We start from the raw sequence: 16,988 nt of genomic DNA on the forward strand, positions 1-16,988 counted from the left end.
CCGGGAGCCTCAACGGCCGTACGTGCCGTGGCAGATGCGTGAGGGGTCGCTGCCGGGCGCCCAGCCGCCGTACCGTTCGCCCAGGTCGCAGACGTCCGCCCGGGAGACCGGCGGGATCTTCGGCAGCCCGGCCGGTTCCGCCGGCAGTCCGGGCAGCGGCGGCCGGGTCTCCGGGCGCGGACGCTCGCGCTGCCGCGGTACGGACTCGGGGCGCGACGCCTCCGGGCGGGGCGGAGCCGCTTCCCGGCGGCGCGCCTCGGGCGAGGGCGTCGCGCGGGGCGTGGCGGACGGCGGGGGAGCAGCGGGGAGCGCCGCTTCGAGGGCCTCCAGGGCCGGTCCCTCGACGATCTGCGGGGCCACGTCCTGGCCGGGGCGTACGGTCTCCGCGGCGGACGCGGGAGCGGGCGCCGTCGGCGGGGTGTCCACCGAGACGCAGCCCGCGAGGGCGGCCACGGCCGCCCCGACCAGGATCTTCGCTGTTGTTCGGGTTCCATGCACCCGCGCAACTCTGCTGGCCCGGCGGTGATCTTCGCGCCCCTACCGGAGGGGAATGCCCCGCACGGGTGAGCGGCACGGGACCCGCCTTGACCCGCCTGGTCATCCGGTCGAGCGGCCGTGCGGTCCCGCGGCCGGATTCCGACCGGTCCCCGGCGCGGGGACGCTCAGTCGCCGGTCGCGCCGTCGATCCGTTCCCGGACGAGGTCCGCGTGGCCGTTGTGCCGGGCGTACTCCTCGATCATGTGCAGATAGATCCAGCGCAGGTTGTACCGCTTCCCGCTGTGGTGCTCGCCCTCGCCCAGGTCGTCGAGACCGCGGGTGGCGGCCACGGTGCGGGCGTGGGTGATCGCCGCCTGCCAGGTCGCGTGGGCCTCCTCGTAGGTGTCCTCGTCGGTGAGGTGGAAGTCCCGGTCGCGGTCCTCCTCGGTCGAGTAGATCCAGCCGGCCTTCTCGCCCGCCAGGACGTTGCGGAACCAGCCGTTCTCGACCTCCGCCATGTGGCGGACGAGGCCGAGCAGGCTGAGCTCCGACGGCGGGGCGGACAGGGTGCGCAGCTGGGCGTCGTCGAGCCCCTCGCACTTCCTGGCGAGGGTCGCGCGATGGAAGTCGAGCCACTGCTCCAGCGCCTCGCGCTCGCCCGAGGTGGTGGACGGGTCGACGCGGGGGACGGTTTCGGTGCGTTCGGTGGTCATGCGCGGCATCGTCCCCCACGATCACCGGCCGCGCCAGCGCTTTCCCCGCGCCCCGGGACGGTGCCGCCGCCGAGCATGCCGCGCAGCAACTCGTCGAACCCGGTGCGCAGTTCCGCGCGGCTCGGCACGGCCGCGTGGAAGGACCCGGCGGCGCAGGAGAACATCAGCCCCTCGCACCAGGCGATGAGGGAGAGCGCGTGGCGCTCGGGATCGGGCGATCCGGCCGCCGCCGTCATCGCGATCAGAGGGCCGTGGAAGACGGAACCTGCGGCGTCGAAGAAGGCGCGCAGCTCGGGGCGCCGGGTCGCCTCCAGGGCCAGCTCGTAGCGGGAGACGAGCAGCGCGCGGTGATCGGTGAGATAGCGGTGCAGGGCGAGGGAGAGCACGTCCACGAGGGTGTCGGTGCCGATGGGCGCCCCCGCGAGGCCCCCTTCGGGCGCCCCGGTCCGCGCCCCTTCCGCCGCCCCGGGCCCGGCGGCGCCCGGGAGTTCGTCCGGGGTCAGGACCCGGGACTCCAGCTGTACCTGACGTCGTACGGCCGTCTCCAGGAGTGCCTGGCGGGTGCGGGCGTGGTTCGACGTCGACCCCTGCGGCAGTCCCGCCCGCTCGTCCACCGCCCGATGGGTCAGGCCCCGCATCCCGCGCTCCACGAGGAGGTCGAGGGCGGCGTCGCCGATCCGGTCCGCGCGGGAGGCGGGGGAGGCGGGGGAAACGGGGGAGTCGGAAGTGCCGGGGGTGGCGGAAGTGCCGGATGTGCCGGGGGTGGCGGAAGCGCCGGTGGATCCGGCAGGGCCGGGAGGGGCAGCGGAGGGCGTCGCTGAGGTCATGAGGACAACCTACAACCGGCCACTACCCGCATCACTACATCTGTAGTACGGTCGCACCACCGGACGTACTACACCTGTAGTCACCCGATCGAGGAGCAGCCATGGAACAGCACCGTGCCGTCGTCGTCGGAGCCGGCATCGGCGGACTCACCGCCGCCGTCGCCCTCCACCGCAGCGGTCGGCAGGTCACCGTCCTTGAGCGGGCCGCCGACCTCGCCCCCGTCGGCGCCGGCATCGGCCTCGCCCCCAACGCCCAGCGCGCCCTGGACGTCATCGGCCTCGGCGACCGCGTCCGCGACCTCGCCGCCTGGCAGGGCGACGGCGGCATGCGCGCCCCCGACGGCCGCTGGCTCGCCCGTACGAACGCCAGGGCCGCCGCCGCTCGCTTCGGCGGGCCACTCGTCCTCCTCCACCGGGCCACCCTCGTCGACATCCTCACCTCGGCCCTCCCCGACGGGACCGTCCGCACCGGAGCGGCCGCCACGCTCGTGGACCCGGGCGACGACCACCGCCCCGCCCGCCTCGCCACCCCCGACGGAGAGATCGAGGCCGCACTCGTCGTCGCCGCCGACGGCATCCGTTCCGCGGCGCGGCACGCCCTCTTCCCCGGGCACCCCGGCCCGCGGTACGCCGGCTGCACCACCTGGCGGGTCGTCGTCCCGGCCCCCGAGCGGCCGTTCGCCCCGCACGAGACCTGGGGCGCCGGGCGCCTGTGGGGGACGCAGCCCCTCAAGGACGGCAGGACCTACGCGTACGCGATGGCCGCCGCCCCCGCCGGCGGCCGGGCGCCCGACGACGAGAAGGCCGAACTCCTGCGCCTGTTCGGCGACTGGCACCACCCCGTCCCCGAGATCCTCGCCGCCACGGACCCCGCACAGGTCCTCCGCCACGACGTCCACCACCTGCCCGACCCGCTGCCGGCCTTCCACCGGGGCCGGGTCGCGCTCCTCGGCGACGCCGCGCACGCGATGATGCCGAGCCTCGGCCAGGGCGGAAACCAGGCGATCGAGGACGCCGTCGTCCTCGCCCACCACATCGGCGCCCACCGCGTCGGCCCCGCACCCGACTTCGTCCCGAGCCGCGCCCTCGCCGCGTACACCGCCGACCGCCTTCCCCGTACCACCGCGATCGTCCGCAAGGCCGCCCGCACCGGAGCCGTCACCCTGCTCGCCGCCCGCCCCGCCGTCGCGCTGCGCGCCACGCTCGTCAGCGCGGTCTCCCGGTTCGGCCCGGGGCTCGTCCTGCGCGGTTTCGACGGCATCGCCGACTGGCGGCCGCCGATGGCCCCGGCCCGGTCCGCGTAAGCTGACCAGCGCGAACGGCCCACCCGTACGGGGCCTGTGGACACGACAAGGGAGAACCCGTGAAGGTTGGCTGCATCGGACTCGGCGACATCGCGCAGAAGGCCTACCTTCCGGTCCTCGCCACCCTCCCCGGGGTCGAACTCCACCTTCAGACCCGCACCCGCGCCACGCTCGACCGGGTCGCCGAAACCCTCCACCTGCCCGCCGCACAGCGCCACGGCGACCTCGACTCGCTGCTCGCCGCCGGACTCGACGCCGCCTTCGTCCACGCGCCGACCGCGGCGCACGCCGAGATCGCCGGCCGGCTCCTGGACGCGGGCGTCCCCACGTACGTCGACAAGCCCCTCGCCTACGAGTACGCCGAGTCCGAGCGGATCGTGGAACTGGCCGAGAAGCGGTCCGTCGGGCTCGCCGTCGGCTTCAACCGGCGCCTCGCCCCCTCGTACGCCCAGTGCGCCGAGCACCCGCGCGAGCTGATCCTCCTTCAGAAGAACCGCATCGGCCTGCCCGAGGACCCCCGCACCTTCGTGCTCGACGACTTCATCCACGTCGTCGACACCCTGCGGTTCCTGCTCCCCGGCGAGATCGAGCACGTCGACGTGCGCGCCCGGATCCGCGAGGGGCTCATGCACCACGTCGTGCTCCAGCTCTCCGGCGACGGGTTCACCGCCATCGGCATGATGAACCGGATGAACGGCTCCACCGAGGAGATCCTCGAGGTCTCCGGGCAGGACACCAAGCGCCAGGTCGTCAACCTCTCCGACGTCGTCGACCACAAGGGCCAGCCGACCCTGCGGCGGCGCGGCGACTGGGTGCCGGTGCCCCGCCAGCGCGGTATCGAGCAGGCCGTACTGGCCTTCCTCGACGCCGTACGCGACGGGCGGGTGCTCAGTGCCAGGGACGCCCTGCGGACCCACGAGCTGTGCGAGCGCGTCGTGCGCGAGGCGCTGATCCAGGCCTCCTGAACGCGCCGGCGCCCTCGGCCGCGCACACCGCGCCCACCACGGCGAGCGCCCCGTACAACGGCCAGTCGCCCCAGCGGACGTAGCCCGTCGTCGAGTCCGAGAGCGGCAGCTCGCGGACGGCGACGGCGCTCGCGTCCGTACCGAGCACCGGTCCGATCCTGCGGCCGTCGGGGCCGTACGCCGCGCTGACCCCGGTGAGCGTCGCGTGGGCGACGGGCCGGCCCGTCTCCGCGGCCCGGAGCGCCGCGAGGGACGCGTGCTGGGCGGGCGCCCAGCTCTCCTGGAAGGTACTGGTCGACGACTGGACGACGAGGAGGCCGGCCCCGTCGCGCACGAGGTTCCGGCTCATGTCGGGGAAGGCGGACTCGAAGCAGATGAGCGGGCCGATCAGCGGTTCCCGGGCGCTGCCTCCGGTGACGTCCCCGACGGCGTCGCGCGTACCGTCCCCGCTGCCGGAGCCCGTGGCGGGCAGCCGCATCACGACCGGCGTGGTGCCCCGCCGACGGTCCTCGTCGGCGGCCTTGCCGAACGACGTCACCCAGCCCAGCACACCGCGCGCGGGGATGTACTCGCCGAACGGCACGAGCCGCATCTTGTCGTAGCGGTCACCCGTCAGTCCCGCCGGACCGACCAGGACGGCACTCTTGAAGATGCCCGGCCGGTCGGCCCGCCGCGCGTCCACGTTGACCAGGAGCGGCGCGTCGACCTCCCGTGAGAGTGCGGTGAGCCGGGCGGCGAGATCGGGCCGGCCGGCCGGATCGGCGCCGACACCGCTCTCGCCCCAGACCACCAGGTCGAGGCGCTGCCCGGCGAGCGAGCGGGTCAGCTCCTCGGCACGGTCGAACCGCCGCTCCGCCCCGTCCGCACCGTCGAACACCCCCGGCTGTACGAGGGCCACCCGCACCGTCCCGCTCACGCGCGGTGTCCCCACCCCCCAGGCGGCCGTACCCGCCACGAGCGCGCAGCCCGCGAGCCCCGCGACCCCGACCGTGCGCAGCCCCGGCGCGGCCACGAGCAGGGCCACGGCCGTGTTCACCGCCACCACGAGCGCGGTCACCAGCCACACCCCGCCGACCGAGGCCAGCCGGAGCGCCGCGGGCACCTGCCACTGGCTCGCCCCGAGCAGCCCCCAGGGACCTCCCAGCCCCTCCCAGGAGCGCACCAGCTCGATCAGCAGCCAGCCGGAGGGCACCGCGACGAGGGCGGTGGCGGCCCGCAGCGCCGACGGCGCACCACCGAGCAGGGACCGCACGAGCCAGGCCCACGGCAGCCACAGCAGGCCGAGCAGCGCGGAGAGCGGGAGGAGGAAGACGTGCAGGCTGGGCAGCAGCCAGTGATGGACGGCGAACACGAAGCCGATCCCGCCCAGCCAGCCGTCCAGGGCGGCCCGGCGTGCTCCCGGAGCCGTACGGATCAGGAGAAGCCAGGGGACGAGCGCGAGATACGCCCACCACCAGAGTCCGGGGGCGGGGAAGGCGAGCGCGGGCAGCGCGCCGCAGCCGACGGCGAGCAGGGAACGGACGAGGCCGCGCCGCCGGCTCCGGCCTCCCGGGACACGGCCCGGGGCCTGGTCCCGGCCCGGCGCCGGGTCTCGGCCCGGGTCTCGGCCCGGGTCTCGGCCCGGATCCCGGTCCCGGTCCCGGTCCCGGTCCCGGTCCCGGTCCCAGTCCTCGTCCCGGTCCCGGTCCCACTCCTCGTCCTGGTCCCGGTCCCGACCCTGCTCGTCGGCCTGGCCCCGTCGTACGAACGGATTTCGCATGGCATGCCTCCGCCCTTGCCTTCAGTGTCGGGCGTGACCGGGTTCGGCGCGGCTCGGGCGGTCCGTCGTGGTGACCGGGGGCGGAAGGATCCCCCGGGGGCGGCGGCGGCAGCGGGGCCGGGCGTGGCGGTCAGCCGTGCCGGCGCCAGCGCTCGTCGACGACGACCGAGGTAAGCCGCCAGCCGTCTGCGGTTCGCACCGCCCCGAACGCGTAGCGGCCCCCGCAGACGAAGTCCTCGCCGGAGGTGAAGCGCATCGGGTTGACGTAGTCGGCGCGGATCTCCGCCGTGTCCCCGTTCTCCGGGTACCCGGCCGGCCCGCGGAAGAGGACACGGCGGTTCACGATGAGGTGCTGGCGTACGGGAAAGAGCGTCAACGTCTCGGCGAGCCAGTCGGCCACCTCGGTCGCCGGGCCCTCGACGCCGCCCGAACCCCGGTAGTCGGCCCGGCCGTCCGGGGAGAACAGCGCCCGGTAGGCGGTCCAGTCGGCGTCGTCCACGGCCGCCGCGTACCCGGTGATCAGGTCGTCGACGGCGAGTCGGTCCATCACGGTCGCGAGGTCCACGCGCTGCGTCATCGGATCAGTGTCGGGCAGGCCGGGCCAGGGGCCAAGGGGCGTACGTGGGGGAGTTGCCGGACGCGGTCATACTGGCCGGATGCGCGTGAACATCGATCCCGAACTGAGCGACCGCACCTCCTTCTACCGGTTGCTCACCGCCACCGTCGTGCCCCGGCCGATCGCCTGGGTCTCCACGTCCTCGGCGGACGGTACGGACAATCTGGCCCCGCACTCCTTCTTCACCATCGCCTCGGTCACGCCGCCGGTCGTGCAGTTCACCTCGGTCGGACGCAAGGACTCGCTGCGCAACGTGGAGGAGACGGGGGAGTTCGTCGTCAACCTCGCCCCCGAGGGGCTCTTCGAGCAGATCAACGCGACGGCGACGGACTTTCCGCGCGGGGTCAGCGAGTTCGACGCCTGTGGCGTCGAGCGCGAGCCGAGCCTCCGCGTGAAGCCGCCGCGCGTGGCGGCGTCGCCGGTGGCGCTCGAGTGCGAGCTGCACAGCACGCTGCGGATCGGCGACTCGACGGTCGTCTTCGGCCGGGTCGTCCACGCGGCGATCGACGAGTCGGTGCTCCTCGACGGCCACCCCGAGATGGCGCTGATGCGCCCGCTGACCCGGCTCGGCAAGAACGAGTGGGGCACCCTGGGCGGCATCAAGGAGATCGCCCGCGTGCCCTACCGGGGCTGAGACGAAGAATGCCGGGCCCTGAGAGCAGGGCCCGGCATTTCTCGGTCGGGCGGCGTCGCCGCCGTGGGCCGGCCTAGGCGGCCGTGGCTTCGTCAGTCGCCCGACTCGCCCGCGTGCGGGCTCAGGACGTCCGTACCGACCAGGATGAAGAGCAGGATGCCGAGCAGGATCCGGTAGATCACGAACGGCATGAAGGACTTCGTGGTGATGAACTTCATGAACCAGGCGATCACCGCGTACCCGACCGCGAAGGCGATGATCGTGGCGAAGATCGTCGGACCCCAGGAGACGTGTCCCTCGCCCGCGTCCTTCAGTTCGTACGCGCCCGAGGCGAGCACCGCCGGGATGGCGAGGAGGAAGGAGTAGCGCGCGGCCGCCTCGCGGGTGTAGCCCATGAGCAGGCCGCCGGAGATCGTCGCGCCCGAGCGCGAGACGCCCGGGATCAGGGCCATCGCCTGGCAGAGGCCGAAGATCAGGCCGTCCTTCACGCTGAGTTCCTTGAGCGTCTTGCGCTCGCGGATCGCCCGGTGGCGGCCGCCGATCTCGTCGCGGGCGGCGAGCCGGTCCGCGATGCCGAGGACGATGCCCATGACGATCAGGGTGGTGGCGATCAGCCGCAGGTCGCGGAAGGGGCCCTCGATCTGGTCCTTGAGCGTGATGCCGAGGACACCGATCGGGATCGAGCCGACGATCACCAGCCAGCCCATCTGGGCGTCGTGGTCGGAGCGCATCGCCTTGTCGGTGAGGGAGCGGAACCAGGCCGAGACGATCCGGGCGATGTCCTTGCGGAAGTAGATCAGTACCGCGGTCTCCGTGCCGATCTGGGTGATGGCGGTGAAGGCCGCACCCGGGTCTTCCCAGCCCGCGAACGCCGCCGTGAGGCGGAGGTGCGCGCTGGAGGAGATGGGAAGGAACTCCGTCAGCCCCTGGACGAGTCCGAGGATGAACGATTCGAACCAACTCATGGGGCTAGGGCCGTCCCGTTATGTACGTGTGCGGTCAGAAGGTCGTGCGCAGCGTACCGTCCCCAGATGACGGGCCCGCGCTCAGGCCTCCTGAGGGGCCGTCGGGCCCGCGGTGGTCCAGCCCGGTGCCCGGACGTGGGCGGTGACGCTGTCGCGGTCGGCCTCGTCCCCGCAGTGGGCGCAGACGATCCGGGGGCTGAGGACCTCGCCGCACCGGTGCTCGAGGACCACCGGGCGTGCGTCGGCGTTGAGGTGGCGGTCGCCCCAGGCCATCAGGGTCACCAGGACCGGCTGGAGCTCCTCGCCGGCCGCCGTGGCCCGGTACTCGAAGCGCTGGGGGCGTTCGCTGTACTGCACCTTCTCCAGGATTCCGGCCTCGACGAGCCGCTTGAGGCGGGTGGTGAGGATGTCACGGGGCGCGCCGGTGTTGCGGGCGATCCGGTCGAAGCGTCGGACGCCGAGGGAGACCTCGCGGAGCACGAGCAGGGAGTACTTCTCGCCGACGAGCGCCAGGGTGTCGGCGATCGAGCAGGGGCGGGGTGCGGCCTTCATGGGACAAGCCTAGGGCAGCGCGGGCTCGGTCGGTTGGGAAGTCCAACTCATTGATCGAGATGGGTTTGAAAAGCAAACTCACTGGGCTATGTTACCGATGAGTGTTGGTCCACTTATCCAACTCAGGAGCCTGTCATGCGCGACGCCGTCATCGTCGAAGCCGTCCGGACGCCGATAGGAAAGGGCAAGACGGGCGGAGCCCTGTCCCACGTCCACCCCGTCGCCCTGCTCTCGCACACCCTGCGTGCCCTGATCGAGCGCGGCGGCATCGACCCCGCCCTCGTCGACGACGTGATCGGCGGCACCGTCGACCAGGTCGGCGAGCAAGCCATGAACACCACTCGCTACGCCTGGCTGGGTGCCGGATTCCCCGAGTCCGTGCCCGCCACCACCGTGGACCGGCAGTGCGGCTCCTCCCAGCAGGCCGTGCACTTCGCCGCCCAGGGCGTGCTCTCCGGGGCGTACGACATCGCCGTCGCCTGCGGCGTCGAGTCCATGAGCCGGGTCCCCATGTGGTCCAACGTGCCGCCCGGCGCCGACCCCTTCGGCCCCGGAGTCGCCGAGCGCTACCCCGAGGGCCTGGTCCCGCAGGGCGTCAGCGCCGAACTCATCGCCGCGAAGTGGTCGATCGGCCGCGAGGCCATGGACGCCTTCGCCACCTCGTCGCACACCAAGGCGGCACGCGCCTGGGCGGCCGGACTCTTCGACGCCGAGGTCGCCCCGTACGAGGACGTCCGCCGCGACGAGTCGGTGCGCCCGGCGACCACCCCCGAGATCCTCGCCGGGCTCCGGCCCTCCTTCGAGGACCCCGGGTTCGCCGAGCGCTTCCCGCAGATCGACTGGTCCGTCACCGCCGGCAACAGCAGTCCGATCAACGACGGGGCCTCCGCCGTGCTCGTCATGGCCGCCGACACCGCCGAGAGCCTCGGCCTGCGGCCCCTCGCCCGGCTCCACAGCTTCGCCGTCACCGGCTCCGACCCGCTGCTCATGCTCACCGGTGTCATCCCCGCCACGGAGAAGGTGCTGCGGCGCTCGGGTCTCTCCCTCGCCGACATCGACCTCTTCGAGATCAACGAGGCCTTCGCGAGCGTCGTCCTCGCCTGGCAGCAGGAGACCGGCGCCGACCCGGCCAAGGTCAACGTCCACGGCGGCGCGATCGCCCTCGGCCACCCCCTCGGCGCCAGCGGCACCCGCCTCACCACCACGCTCGTCCACGCACTGCGGGCCCGGGGCGCGCGCTACGGGCTCCAGGCGATGTGCGAGGCGGGCGGCCTGGCCAACGCGATGATCGTCGAGGCGCTCTGACCTCAGCGGTCGGACACCACACCGGCCCGGCCCTCGGACCTCCGCGGACCGGCCTTCGCAGACCGGCCTTCGCGGACCGGCCTTCGCGGCGCACCCCCGCTGCCCGGACGCCCCCTCCTGGCGGGGGCTGCTAGCGGGGGCTGCCCACCGTCTCGGGCGTCTGCTCCGGCTCCGGTGCCACGGCCGGAGCGGGGGCCCTCAGGTGGTGCCGCTTCCGCCAGGCGACCACGGCGGCCGCCAGCGCGGACAGGGCGATGAAGCCCGCCGAGACGAGGAACGCAGGGGAGCCCGGTTCGCCCGCCTGCGCCCCCGCCACGACGTACGCCGCCGTGTTGGGCACCGAGCCGAGCGCCGTCGCCACCAGGAACGGCACGTACCCCATCCGGGAGACGGCGGCGCAGTAGTTGGCCGCCGCGAAGGGCACCCCCGGGAACAGCCGGATCGCCAGCATCGAACGGAACCCGTGCCGGCTGAGCTGCCCGTCCGCGGCCGTCAGCCACCGGCCCCGCAGCATCGGCCGCAACGCCTCCTGCCCCAGGAAACGGCCGAGGGTGAAGGAGATCCCGGCGCCGAGCACCGTCCCCGCGATCGCCGCCGTCAGGCCGAAGGCAGAGCCGAAGAGCGCGCCCGCCGCCAGATTGAGCACCGGACGCGGGACGAACGCCGCCGTGCACACGCCGTACGCCAGAGCGAAGAGCATCACCGCGCCCGTGCCGTCCGTCTGCCGGGGCCAGCCCGAGGAGAGCAGCCGCTGCGGCTCGTACAGCACGACGAGGGCCGCCGCGGAGAGCAGCAGCAGCGCGAGCATCGAGAGCCGTGCGCGGGGCGCGAGCAGGGCCCGGGAGCAGCGGAGGGCGAGGGAGCCCGGCGGCCGGGGCACGGGAGCGAGCATTCGGGGAGAGTAACGGACGCGTCCGTATGATCGCCGTAATGTGCGTCATGTCCCGCCGGGCCGACAGCCCATGACCCCGGGCCGACACCCCATGACCCCGGGCCGACACTCCACGACCCGGGCGGACAGCCCACGACACGGAGGGCCGCATGACCGAGACCGCGCCGACGGCCGGCGGCCCCGCCGACGTCCCCGCCGGCATCCCCGACAGCGCCCTCGCCGACACCCTCCTCGAGCGGCTCACCACCGTCTACCCGGCCGCGGGGAACCCCTTCCGGGCGCAGGAGATGGTCGCGTACATGAAGGGGGTCGCCCCCTTCCTCGGGCTGCGCACCCCCGAGCGCCGTGCCCTGTCCCGCACCGTCCTCGACGGCACGCCCCGCCCTGACGAGCAGGACTGCGCCGCCGTCGCCCTGCGCTGTTTCGCACTGCCCGAGCGCGAGTACCACTACTTCGCCGTCGACTATCTGCGCCGCCACGTGAAGCGCTGCTCGTCGGGGTTCCTGCCGGTCGCCCGACGGCTCGTCACCACCGTCTCCTGGTGGGACACGGTCGACCACCTCGCCGCCCATGTCGTCGGCGGTCTGGTCGCGGCCGATCCCGCCCTCGGGGAGCGCATGGACGAGTGGATCGAGGACGAGGACCTGTGGGTGGCCCGGACGGCGATCCTCCACCAGCTGCGGTTCAAGGACGCCACCGACGCGGACCGGCTCTTCGCCCACTGTCTGCGCCGCGCGGCCGACACCGACTTCTTCCTCCGCAAGGCCATCGGCTGGAGCCTGCGCGAGTACGGCAAGACGGCCCCGGCCGAGGTCCGCGCCTTCGTCGCCGCGCACACCGCCCGGCTCTCGCCCCTCTCGGTCCGCGAGGCCCTCAAGCACCTCTGACGGTCCCCGCGGCGACCCCCTGCACAATGAGAGCGTGAACGAGCAGATTCCCGTCATCCGCGAGGTCGACCAGGGCACCGCGCGCCTCATGCCCGATGTGGACCGGGAGCGGGCCTGGCTCCTCACGGTCGACGGCGCACCCCAGTCGTACGTCGACCTCGACGACCCGGCGTACCTGGAGTTCGAGTACGCGCGCCGACTCGCCCATGTCGTCGACGGCGCCGCCGACGACGGCGAACCGCTGGACGTCCTGCACCTCGGCGGCGGGGCGCTCTCCCTGCCGCGCTACGTGGCCGTCAGCCGGCCCGGCTCGCGCCAGGACGTGGTCGAGGCCGACCGGGGCCTGCTCGCGCTCGTCGCCGAACACCTGCCGCTGCCCGAGGGGGCCGGGATCACCGTGCACGGTGCGGACGCCCGGCGCTGGCTGGAGGCTGCCCCCGCCGCCTCGGCCGACCTCGTCGTCGGCGACGTCTTCGGCGGCTCCCGGGTACCCGCCCACCTCACGTCCGTGGAGTACGCGCGCGAGGTCCGTCGCGTCCTGCGACCCGACGGCGTCTACGCCGCCAACTTGGCCGACGGAGCGCCCTTCGCCTTCCTCCGCTCCCAGCTCGCCACCTTCGCGGCCGTCTTCCCCGAGCTCGCGCTGGTCGCGGAACCGGCCGTGCTGCGCGGCCGTCGTTTCGGGAACGCGGTCCTGGTGGCCTCCGGCCGTGAGATCGACACCGCCCACCTCGCCCGCCGGGCCGCGGCCGACGCCTTCCCCGCGCGCGTGGAACACGGGGACACGCTCGACCGGTTCACCGGCGCCGCGGCACCGGTCCTCGACGCCGGGGCCGTCCCGTCACCCGTTCCGCCGGCCGGAGCCTTCGGCATCGGCTGAGGCACGACCGGCCGACACATCGGCCGACACATCGGCCGAGGCACCGGCTGAGCCGCCACCGGCCGGGGCACCGGCCGACGCGGGGGCGGCGGCGAGCGGTGCGACCGTCGCAGCGGGTACGGAGTCGGCGGCCGCTGCCGGCGTCTTCGCGCCGACCGGCTCCTTCGTGTGCGGACGCCGGGTCAGGTTCCGTACGTCCGGCACCAGCAGGACGAGCGCGGTGACCAGGACCATCAGCCCTGCCGCGCCCCACAGCGCCGTGCTCCGGCCGAACGAGCTCTCCGCCGGTCCCGCGAGCGCCGTCGTCAGCGGCAGCAGGGCCGTCGAGCCGAACCAGTCGTAGGCCGACACCCGGGACAGCTTCTCCTCCGGGATCTCCTGGTGCATCGTCGTCATCCACGAGACGCCGAAGACCTCGATGGCCACACCGCTGACGAACATCGCGGCCGTGAGCCCCACCGCGTCGAGCGGTACGGCGAGCGCCGCCGACGGCAGCGCGATCGGGAAGACGCAGAGCGTGCCGACGAACAGCAGCCGGCGCGGCTTCCAGCGGGCCATCAGGAAGGCGCCCGCGAGCGTTCCCACCCCGTACGCGGCGAGCGCGATGCCCCACGGGCGCGCGCCGCCCAGCTCGGCCTTGGCGACCAGCGGCCCGTACACCGACTCGACCGCACCGATCAGCCCGACCACGACGGAGAACTGGGCGACGATCGACCACAGCCAGGGCCGGCCGATGAACTCGTGCCAGCCCTCCCGCAGATCGGCGAAGAGGCCGCCGCCGGGAGCGCGCTCGGGGATGCCGCTCACGTCCAGGAACGCGCGCAGCCCGCCCGCGACCGCGAAGGCGACGGCGTCGATCAGGAGGACCCAGCCGGGCCCGACGAACGCGACGAGCGCGCCGCCGAGCGCGGCGCCGCCGATGGACGCGCCGTGCATGGCCATCCGGTAGACGGCGAAGGCGCGGCTCGCCTGCTCGCCGGTGACGCTGGACATCAGCATGCCCTCGGCCGCCGGGTTGAAGAAGGCCTGGCCGGTGCCGCAGAGAGCGGTGAGCACCATCATCTGCCAGATCTGGGCCGTACCCGCGAGCACGAGGGCGGCGAAGACGGCCTGGGAGACGCAGTTGAGGACGTTGGCGGCGACCATCACCCGGTGCCGGGGCACCCGGTCGGCGACCGCGCCGCCGATCAGCAGGAAGAGGACGAGCGGCAGGAACCGCGCCATCGCCACGAGTCCCACGTCGCCGGCGTCGCCACCGGTCTCGAACACCGCCCAGGTCGTGGCGATCAGCGCGCCGTGCGTGCCGAGGTTGGTCACGATGGTGGCGGCGGTCAGGAGGACGTAGTTGCGCCCGGCCCACTCGGGGCGGCGCGAGCCGAGGGGGGCGCGGTGGGGGGCGGCGGCGGGACTGTTCACCCCGGGACTATCCCTGGCGGGCCGTCCGTATGCCAACCCGATATCCGGACGGGGCGCCCTGGGGGCCGGACGGCGCCCGGAGAGGCCGGTCCGGGGCCGTACGGAGCTCCGGACGGGTCGACCCCGGCGCGTGGACGGACCACGTGCCGGGGTCGGACCTGCGAAAGCCGTCCGGTCAGGACGCCGGAGCGAGCCGGACCGTCGACAGGATCTGCTTGATGGTGGCGTCCGGCAGCTCGTCCTTGACGCCGTCGGCCCCGTAGAGCACCCAGGTCGAGAAGTCGCCCTTGGCGTTCTTGAAGGTGAAGGCGATCGACTTGCCGTCCGTCTCGCACTTGTTGCGCTTCTTGACGCCCGGCGCCGTCGCCATCGCCATGTGGCCGGTGAGGCCGGACTTCGTCTTGTACGGCACCGGCTTGGTGATCTTGATGGTGCTCTGCGGCATGTGCTGCGCGTAGCCGCCCCACACCCAGGTGCCGGCTTCGCTGCGCGAGGCGTCCGCGGTGTTCTTGGCGCCCTGGCCGCCCTTGGTGCCGGCGGTGCTCAGGCCCCAGGTCTCCATGGTGCCGTTCTTGTCGGTGTCGTACGTGCACCACTCGCTCTTGAGGCGCGACGGCGACGACATGGTGACGAGCGGGCTGCCGTCGTTCTTCTTCTCGTCCTCGAAGAAGGTGATCATGCCCGGCTTCAGCACCTCCCACTCCGGCGGTACGTCGAAGAGGGTGCCGTACTTCGGGTTGTAGACGACCTTCCAGCCGGGGATCGTCGGCTGCTGGGCCGCGCCGTCACGCGGGTTGTCGATCCCCGACGGGCTGTCGCTCGGCTCCGTGGAGGGGACCGTCGACGGGTCGGCCGACGGGTCCACGGTCGCGGAGGCCGACGGGTTCGGCTTCTGGTCGTCGGCGGTCGTCTTCTTGTCGTCGTCCTTGCCGAGGACGAGGAATCCGGTGACACCGGCGGCGACGACCACGGCGGTCGCGGCGACGATCGCCACGAGCGTCGTCTTCTTCTTGCCGCCGTCGGGTCCGCCGGGCTGCACCGGCCCCGGCACCGCGTACTGCTGCGGAAGCGTCGGCTGCTGGTACGGGTTCGGCTGGCCGTAACCCGGCTGCTGGCCGTACCCCTGCTGCGGATAGCCGGGCGGCGCGGGCGGCTGCTGCGGGTAGCCGGGCTGCGTCGGCGGCTGCTGCGGATGGCCGGGCTGTGTCGGCGGCTGCGGATACCCGGGCTGGGCAGGCGGCTGCTGATACGGGTTCGGCTGCTGGTACCCCGACTGCTGATAGGGGTTCTGATTCTGGTCCTGCGGGTTCTGCTCGCCCCCGGGCGGCTGCTGTCCTGGCCACATGGCCAGTAACCATAGAGGTGCGGAGGCGCCCCGGCCACGCCCGCCCCCGCACAGCGCGCACGGGAGGGATGGCCAAGGCTGCTACTCGTGGGTAACATCACGGTCATGAGCGCAGACCAGATGACCGTCGGCGAGATGCTCGCCGCCACGGTGCCCATGGCCGGAACCCTGAACCTGGAGTTCCTGGAGACCACCGCCGAGCGCGCCGTCGTGCGCCTGCCGGACCAGCCCGCCTACCACAACCACGTCGGCGGCCCGCACGCCGGAGCGATGTTCACGCTCGCCGAGTCCGCCAGCGGTGCCATCGTGCTCGCCGCGTTCGGCGACCAGCTGAGCCGCGCCGTACCGCTCGCCGTCAAGGCCGAGATCGGCTACAAGAAGCTCGCGATGGGCGTCGTCACGGCCACCGCCACGCTGGGCCGCCCGGCCGCCGAGGTCGTCGCCGAACTCGACGCCGGGCAGCGGCCGGAGTTCCCGGTGAAGATCGAGATCACCCGCGAGGACGGCGCCGTGACCGGCGAGATGACCGTCGTCTGGACCCTGCGCCCCAACGCCTGACCAGGGACGCCGTGGACCGCCCCCGTACCCCCTCCCGGGGTGCGGGGGCGGCCGCGTTCCGGGCGGCCGGCGGCACGGGCCGTCCACCCCGACCGGGTAGGCTGCCCCGGCGTGCCCGCCGCGGTGCACGCCGGCGCCGGCGCCCCCGACCAGGGGCCGGGCGCGGCAGGGCAGTCGAAACGGGAGGAAGCCGCGTTGCACGTCCAGGAGTGGCTGGAGACGATCCCCGCGATCGCGGTCTACGTCCTCGTCGGCGTGGTGATCGGGCTGGAGAGCCTGGGCATCCCGCTGCCCGGCGAGATCGTGCTCGTGAGCTCCGCGCTGCTCGCCTCGCAGCACGGTGACATCAACCCGTACGTCCTCGGCGCCTGCGCCACCGCCGGCGCGATCATCGGCGACTCGATCGGCTACGCGATCGGCCGCAAGGGCGGACGGCCGCTGCTCGCCTGGCTGGGGAAGAAGTTCCCCAAGCACTTCAGCGAGGCCAACATCGGGCTCGCCGAGCGCTCCTTCCAGAAGTGGGGCATGTGGGCGGTCTTCTTCGGCCGCTTCATCGCCCTGCTCCGCATCTTCGCCGGGCCGCTCGCGGGCGTCCTGCACATGCCGTACTGGAAGTTCCTGATCGCCAACGTCTTCGGCGGCATCCTGTGGGCCGGCGGCACGACGGCCGTCATCTACTCGGTCGGCATCGTCGCGGAGGCCTGGCTCAAGCGCTTCTCGTGGCTGGGACTCGTCCTCGCCGTGCTGATCGGCGTCGCCTCCATGCTGATCATCAAGAACCGTGCCAAGAAGGCGGCGGCGGAGCAGGCCGAGGCCCCGGAGCCGGCGCCGGTCGCGGTCGCCGACTGAGGCCGGACGCACCAGGACGTACGTGAGGGAGGGCGGCACCCGTC

The 16,988-nt window shown here is 73.4% G+C and carries 18 protein-coding genes; 8 read left to right on the plus strand and 10 right to left on the minus strand.

Translation table 11 applies throughout. The annotated features are described in order from the left end of the window. Positions 1–9: 9 nt before the first annotated feature. From ACFQ79_RS10840 to ACFQ79_RS10850, 3 genes are all read right to left on the minus strand, one after another. Positions 10–498: a hypothetical protein gene (locus ACFQ79_RS10840; RefSeq protein ID WP_383581295.1), complete on the minus strand. Its 489-nt coding sequence runs from the start codon at positions 496–498 to the stop codon at positions 10–12. 164 nt (positions 499–662) lie between these two features. Beyond that, on the minus strand, positions 663–1,190 hold the full coding sequence (locus ACFQ79_RS10845) for a DinB family protein (RefSeq protein WP_383581297.1): 528 nt from the start codon (positions 1,188–1,190) through the stop codon (positions 663–665). Then, positions 1,187–2,017, minus strand: a complete 831-nt coding sequence (locus tag ACFQ79_RS10850; RefSeq protein ID WP_383581299.1) for a TetR/AcrR family transcriptional regulator — start codon at positions 2,015–2,017, stop codon at positions 1,187–1,189. The genes ACFQ79_RS10845 and ACFQ79_RS10850 overlap by 4 nt, the downstream gene beginning before the upstream one ends. A gap of 101 nt (positions 2,018–2,118) precedes the next feature. Here ACFQ79_RS10850 and ACFQ79_RS10855 point away from each other — a divergent pair, with 101 nt between their 5' ends. Next, the gene (locus ACFQ79_RS10855) at positions 2,119–3,321 is read left to right on the plus strand and encodes an FAD-dependent monooxygenase (RefSeq protein WP_383581301.1); all 1,203 of its coding nucleotides are present in this window, start codon (positions 2,119–2,121) and stop codon (positions 3,319–3,321) included. 59 nt (positions 3,322–3,380) lie between these two features. After that, positions 3,381–4,286: a Gfo/Idh/MocA family protein gene (locus ACFQ79_RS10860; RefSeq protein WP_383581303.1), complete on the plus strand. Its 906-nt coding sequence runs from the start codon at positions 3,381–3,383 to the stop codon at positions 4,284–4,286. Here ACFQ79_RS10860 and lnt read toward each other — a convergent pair. Together lnt and ACFQ79_RS10870 are read right to left on the minus strand one after the other, a co-directional pair. Beyond that, positions 4,210–6,045: an apolipoprotein N-acyltransferase gene (lnt, locus tag ACFQ79_RS10865; RefSeq protein ID WP_383581305.1), complete on the minus strand. Its 1,836-nt coding sequence runs from the start codon at positions 6,043–6,045 to the stop codon at positions 4,210–4,212. The two genes, ACFQ79_RS10860 and lnt, sit on opposite strands and share 77 nt — an antisense overlap. Before the next feature lie 130 nt (positions 6,046–6,175). Next, positions 6,176–6,622, minus strand: coding sequence for a nuclear transport factor 2 family protein (locus ACFQ79_RS10870; protein ID WP_383581308.1), 447 nt, complete (start codon positions 6,620–6,622; stop codon positions 6,176–6,178). Between the two features lie 79 nt (positions 6,623–6,701). On the opposite strand from ACFQ79_RS10870, the gene ACFQ79_RS10875 reads away from it, so the two are divergent. Next, the gene (locus ACFQ79_RS10875) at positions 6,702–7,295 is read left to right on the plus strand and encodes a flavin reductase family protein (RefSeq protein ID WP_383581310.1); all 594 of its coding nucleotides are present in this window, start codon (positions 6,702–6,704) and stop codon (positions 7,293–7,295) included. Positions 7,296–7,387: 92 nt separating this feature from the next. On the opposite strand, the gene ACFQ79_RS10880 is transcribed toward ACFQ79_RS10875, so the two are convergent. Both ACFQ79_RS10880 and ACFQ79_RS10885 read right to left on the minus strand, forming a co-directional pair. Then, positions 7,388–8,260 (minus strand): undecaprenyl-diphosphate phosphatase, encoded by an 873-nt coding sequence (locus tag ACFQ79_RS10880; RefSeq protein ID WP_383581312.1) that lies wholly within the window; start codon positions 8,258–8,260, stop codon positions 7,388–7,390. 81 nt (positions 8,261–8,341) lie between these two features. Continuing rightward, on the minus strand, positions 8,342–8,812 hold the full coding sequence (locus ACFQ79_RS10885) for a winged helix-turn-helix transcriptional regulator (RefSeq protein ID WP_383581315.1): 471 nt from the start codon (positions 8,810–8,812) through the stop codon (positions 8,342–8,344). 135 nt (positions 8,813–8,947) lie between these two features. Between ACFQ79_RS10885 and ACFQ79_RS10890 the strand changes: the two genes are divergently transcribed. Further along, on the plus strand, positions 8,948–10,117 hold the full coding sequence (locus ACFQ79_RS10890) for a thiolase family protein (protein WP_383581317.1): 1,170 nt from the start codon (positions 8,948–8,950) through the stop codon (positions 10,115–10,117). A gap of 130 nt (positions 10,118–10,247) precedes the next feature. Here the strand turns inward: ACFQ79_RS10890 and ACFQ79_RS10895 are convergent, their stop codons facing one another. Continuing rightward, positions 10,248–11,009, minus strand: a complete 762-nt coding sequence (locus ACFQ79_RS10895) for a TVP38/TMEM64 family protein (protein ID WP_383581320.1) — start codon at positions 11,007–11,009, stop codon at positions 10,248–10,250. Between the two features lie 149 nt (positions 11,010–11,158). On the opposite strand from ACFQ79_RS10895, the gene ACFQ79_RS10900 reads away from it, so the two are divergent. Then, the gene (locus ACFQ79_RS10900) at positions 11,159–11,896 is read left to right on the plus strand and encodes a DNA alkylation repair protein (RefSeq protein ID WP_383581323.1); all 738 of its coding nucleotides are present in this window, start codon (positions 11,159–11,161) and stop codon (positions 11,894–11,896) included. A 34-nt stretch (positions 11,897–11,930) separates the two neighbouring features. Then, positions 11,931–12,776, plus strand: a complete 846-nt coding sequence (locus tag ACFQ79_RS10905; RefSeq protein ID WP_383581325.1) for a spermidine synthase — start codon at positions 11,931–11,933, stop codon at positions 12,774–12,776. On the opposite strand, the gene ACFQ79_RS10910 is transcribed toward ACFQ79_RS10905, so the two are convergent. Both ACFQ79_RS10910 and ACFQ79_RS10915 read right to left on the minus strand, forming a co-directional pair. Continuing rightward, entirely contained in the window at positions 12,738–14,192 is a 1,455-nt protein-coding gene (locus ACFQ79_RS10910; protein ID WP_383581327.1) for an MFS transporter, read from the minus strand. The genes ACFQ79_RS10905 and ACFQ79_RS10910 overlap by 39 nt on opposite strands. A gap of 175 nt (positions 14,193–14,367) precedes the next feature. Then, complete coding sequence (locus tag ACFQ79_RS10915; RefSeq protein WP_383581329.1) at positions 14,368–15,537, minus strand: hypothetical protein; 1,170 nt, start codon at positions 15,535–15,537, stop codon at positions 14,368–14,370. Positions 15,538–15,642: 105 nt separating this feature from the next. On the opposite strand from ACFQ79_RS10915, the gene ACFQ79_RS10920 reads away from it, so the two are divergent. Next, entirely contained in the window at positions 15,643–16,095 is a 453-nt protein-coding gene (locus ACFQ79_RS10920) for a DUF4442 domain-containing protein (protein ID WP_383581331.1), read from the plus strand. 195 nt (positions 16,096–16,290) lie between these two features. Continuing rightward, positions 16,291–16,944, plus strand: a complete 654-nt coding sequence (locus ACFQ79_RS10925) for a DedA family protein (protein WP_319311540.1) — start codon at positions 16,291–16,293, stop codon at positions 16,942–16,944. Positions 16,945–16,988 lie beyond the last annotated feature (44 nt).

The organism is Streptomyces sp. NPDC056480 (assembly GCF_042795405.1).
GTDB lineage: Bacteria > Actinomycetota > Actinomycetes > Streptomycetales > Streptomycetaceae > Streptomyces.

Excerpts from the sequence above, each read along its gene's own strand:
- ACFQ79_RS10920 (WP_383581331.1), top strand. The coding sequence starts at position 15,643 with ATGAGCGCAGACCAGATGACCGTCGGCGAGATGCTCGCCGCCACGGTG.
- ACFQ79_RS10870 (WP_383581308.1), bottom strand. The coding sequence starts at position 6,622 with ATGACGCAGCGCGTGGACCTCGCGACCGTGATGGACCGACTCGCCGTC.
- ACFQ79_RS10880 (WP_383581312.1), bottom strand. The coding sequence starts at position 8,260 with ATGAGTTGGTTCGAATCGTTCATCCTCGGACTCGTCCAGGGGCTGACG.
- ACFQ79_RS10895 (WP_383581320.1), bottom strand. The coding sequence starts at position 11,009 with ATGCTCGCTCCCGTGCCCCGGCCGCCGGGCTCCCTCGCCCTCCGCTGC.
- ACFQ79_RS10900 (WP_383581323.1), top strand. The coding sequence starts at position 11,159 with ATGACCGAGACCGCGCCGACGGCCGGCGGCCCCGCCGACGTCCCCGCC.
- ACFQ79_RS10850 (WP_383581299.1), bottom strand. The coding sequence starts at position 2,017 with ATGACCTCAGCGACGCCCTCCGCTGCCCCTCCCGGCCCTGCCGGATCC.
- ACFQ79_RS10845 (WP_383581297.1), bottom strand. The coding sequence starts at position 1,190 with ATGACCACCGAACGCACCGAAACCGTCCCCCGCGTCGACCCGTCCACC.
- ACFQ79_RS10875 (WP_383581310.1), top strand. The coding sequence starts at position 6,702 with ATGCGCGTGAACATCGATCCCGAACTGAGCGACCGCACCTCCTTCTAC.
- ACFQ79_RS10885 (WP_383581315.1), bottom strand. The coding sequence starts at position 8,812 with ATGAAGGCCGCACCCCGCCCCTGCTCGATCGCCGACACCCTGGCGCTC.
- ACFQ79_RS10855 (WP_383581301.1), top strand. The coding sequence starts at position 2,119 with ATGGAACAGCACCGTGCCGTCGTCGTCGGAGCCGGCATCGGCGGACTC.
- ACFQ79_RS10890 (WP_383581317.1), top strand. The coding sequence starts at position 8,948 with ATGCGCGACGCCGTCATCGTCGAAGCCGTCCGGACGCCGATAGGAAAG.
- lnt (WP_383581305.1), bottom strand. The coding sequence starts at position 6,045 with ATGCGAAATCCGTTCGTACGACGGGGCCAGGCCGACGAGCAGGGTCGG.
- ACFQ79_RS10915 (WP_383581329.1), bottom strand. The coding sequence starts at position 15,537 with ATGTGGCCAGGACAGCAGCCGCCCGGGGGCGAGCAGAACCCGCAGGAC.